The sequence below is a fragment of the Synechococcus sp. R5-13 genome (genome assembly GCF_047462015.1).
Lineage (GTDB): Bacteria > Cyanobacteriota > Cyanobacteriia > Thermostichales > Thermostichaceae > Thermostichus.
Window position 1 is genome coordinate 1 of the sequence record NZ_JANSIL010000054.1, and the last position, 2,871, is coordinate 2,871.

Annotated in this window: 2 protein-coding genes; one reads left to right on the forward strand and one right to left on the reverse strand. The window is 58.4% G+C overall.

All coding sequences use genetic code 11. From position 1 onward, the window contains the following. Positions 1–984, reverse strand: a 984-nt coding sequence (locus NW840_RS04520; protein ID WP_414342644.1) for a homocysteine S-methyltransferase family protein, incomplete at its 3' end; no start/stop codon positions are given. A gap of 645 nt (positions 985–1,629) precedes the next feature. Here NW840_RS04520 and rpoD point away from each other — a divergent pair. After that, positions 1,630–2,841, forward strand: coding sequence for an RNA polymerase sigma factor RpoD (gene rpoD / locus NW840_RS04525; protein ID WP_414342645.1), 1,212 nt, complete (start codon positions 1,630–1,632; stop codon positions 2,839–2,841). The last annotated feature ends 30 nt before the right edge of the window (positions 2,842–2,871 follow it).

A 2,871-nucleotide genomic window follows, 5' to 3' on the forward strand; every position in this document is an offset into this window, starting at 1 on the left:
GGGCGTGTAGATCGAGGCAGCAGCGGGAATGCGCTCGACGGAGCGGCGTTTAGGCCGCAGCCCCTGCACAGCTTCCACCAAGGCGGCAATGTGCTCGGGACGGGTGCCGCAACACCCTCCCACCACCGCTACCCCCAGATCCCGCACAAAATGCTCCAGGTGGAAGCGCAACTGCTCCGGGGTGAGCTTGTAGTGGGCTTTGCCGCCGATGTTTTCCGGCAGGCCGGCGTTGGGGATGCAGGAGATGGGAAAGGGGGAATGCCGAGAGAGGTAGCGGATGTGCTCCACCATTTTGTCGGGGCCGGTGGCACAGTTGAGGCCTAGCACATCGATGGGATAGGGCTCCAGGATGGCCAAAGCCGCCCCGATCTCCGTGCCCACCAGCATTGTCCCCTGCACCTCAAAGGTCAGGGACACCACCACCGGCAGGCGGATCCCGCGTCGGGCAAACTCCTGCTGCACGGCCACCAGGGCCGCCTTGGTCTGCAAAATGTCCTGGCAGGTCTCGATGATCAGCAGATCCGCCCCACCGTCAACTAGCCCCTGCACCTGCTCCTCGTAGGCAGCCCGCATCTCATCAAAGCTGATGTGCCCCAGGGTGGGCAGCTTGGTGGTGGGGCCGATGGAGCCGGCCACGAAACGGGGCTTTTCCGGCGTCGCAAACTCGGCTGCTACCCGCTTGGCCAGTCGCGCCGCCGCCACGTTCAGCTCGTAGGCTTTTTCCGGGATCCCGTACTCGGCCAAAACGATGGAGGTGGCCCCAAAGGTATTGGTCTCAACAACGTCGGCCCCCACTTCCAGAAAGCCGCGGTGTACCCGCTCCACCGCCTCCGGCTTGGTCAGCACCAGCATCTCGTTGCAACCCTCCAGCTCCAGCCCACCAAAATCCGCTGCCGTCAGGTTCTGGGCCTGGAGGGAGGATCCCATCGCCCCATCAAAGACAATCACACGTTCCTGGAGATGCTGCAGGAAGGGATGGGTCATAGAAGTCAAAGTCAGGCAGGGTGTCATCGACCTAGAGTCTGATTTAAGTTAGCATCGAGCAATTTGCTCGGACTAGGCCGAAGGATGGATCCCTGGCCAGGGCTTCCATTCTGGCCATTGTTGAGGTGAATTTAACATTTTCTTTGCCTGCCCCGTTGCTGTTTCCCCCAGGTCGGGCTAATTTAGGGAAGACGTTTTGGTGTGAACGGCTACAGTTGCTCGCAAGTGTTCCTCCCAGGGTCACTTGCCGCCTGCTGTAGAGCGATCTTCTCCTCGCAGGTTGGAGTGGTTGAGGTGCTGAATGTTCCGTCCCCTTGGTAAAGTGCCTCGCACTCCGTCGCAGGATCGACGAAGAGAAAGATCCACCTTTCGCCACCTCGAGAGGCCCCGTCCATCAAGACGAGTCTTGCGCCAGTTCAGTTGAGCTCCATGAGCGATATCTGCTTCCAGATTGACCCGAGCAATCGGTTATTCAGAAGCGGGCAGGCTGGCCTAGGGCAAGTCAGGCTTTGGCTTGCGGATATCGGCTCCCTCACTCTGGCGTTGTGGGATGCAGCAGAGCTGCAACTTGCTCCTCTCCCTTTGGCGTCTAAGCTCCCTTAGTCACCTTTAGTTGTCTGTGATTAGGATCACGAGGAACTCAGCATGGCTCAAGCAAAGGAATTGGTGAAATCGGGTAAAACAGCTCTTCTCGAACCGGATCTGGAAAATCCACCTTCCAGCGCCCTGGAGTTGGACACCGAGACAGATACCCTCGAGAGCGAACTGGATACCGGTGACACTGATGCTTTTGATGAGGATGACGACGACGAAGAGGCAGCAGAGGAGGATGGAGAGACTGCCGCTACCGGTGCCAAAGGTCGCTCAAAGCGCAAGGCGGCCAGTAAGAAAAAGCCCTACACCGATGACTCTATCCGGGTCTACTTACAGGAAATTGGGCGTATTCGGCTGCTGCGGGCCGATGAAGAAATCGAGCTAGCCCGAAAAATTGCCGATCTGCTGGAGCTAGAGCGCGCTCGCGAGGCCGTTTTTCAGCGTATGGGCCTCTGGTCAGACCCAGAAGAGGTGCCGGACACCCTCTGGGCAGAAGAGGTCAAGATGTCCTTGCCGGAGTTTCGGCGGCGGTTGCATCGGGGGCGGCGGGCCAAAGAAAAGATGGTGCAGTCTAATCTGCGTTTGGTGGTGTCCATCGCCAAAAAGTACATGAACCGGGGCCTGTCTTTTCAGGATTTGATTCAGGAGGGATCCCTGGGCCTGATTCGGGCAGCCGAGAAATTCGACCACGAGAAGGGCTACAAGTTCTCCACCTATGCGACGTGGTGGATTCGACAGGCCATCACCCGCGCCATTGCCGACCAATCCCGCACCATTCGCCTGCCTGTCCACCTCTACGAGACGATCTCCCGCATCAAAAAGGTAACCAAGTTGCTTTCCCAGGAATTGGGCCGCAAGCCCACCGAAGAGGAGATCGCCACCCGCATGGAGATCACCATCGAGAAGTTGCGCTTTATCGCCAAGTCGGCCCAGCTTCCCATCTCTTTGGAAACCCCCATCGGCAAGGAAGAGGATTCTCGGCTGGGAGACTTTATCGAGTCAGAGGGGGAGACGCCGGAGGATCGGGTGGCCAAAGTCTTGCTCAGAGAAGATCTGGAAAGCGTTTTGGAAACCCTCACCGCCCGCGAACGGGATGTGTTGAAGTTGCGCTACGGCTTGGATGATGGCCGCATGAAAACTCTGGAGGAAATCGGCCAGATCTTTAATGTCACCCGTGAGCGAATCCGGCAGATCGAGGCTAAGGCTCTGCGCAAGTTGCGCCACCCCAACCGCAACAGCGTGTTGAAGGAATACATCCGGTGACTCTGGGGCCCATTCCTTCTAGCTCTCAGG

What these genes read in the sequence shown, in the direction of transcription:
- rpoD (WP_414342645.1), top strand. Translation starts at nt 1,630, where the DNA reads ATGGCTCAAGCAAAGGAATTGGTGAAATCGGGTAAAACAGCTCTTCTC.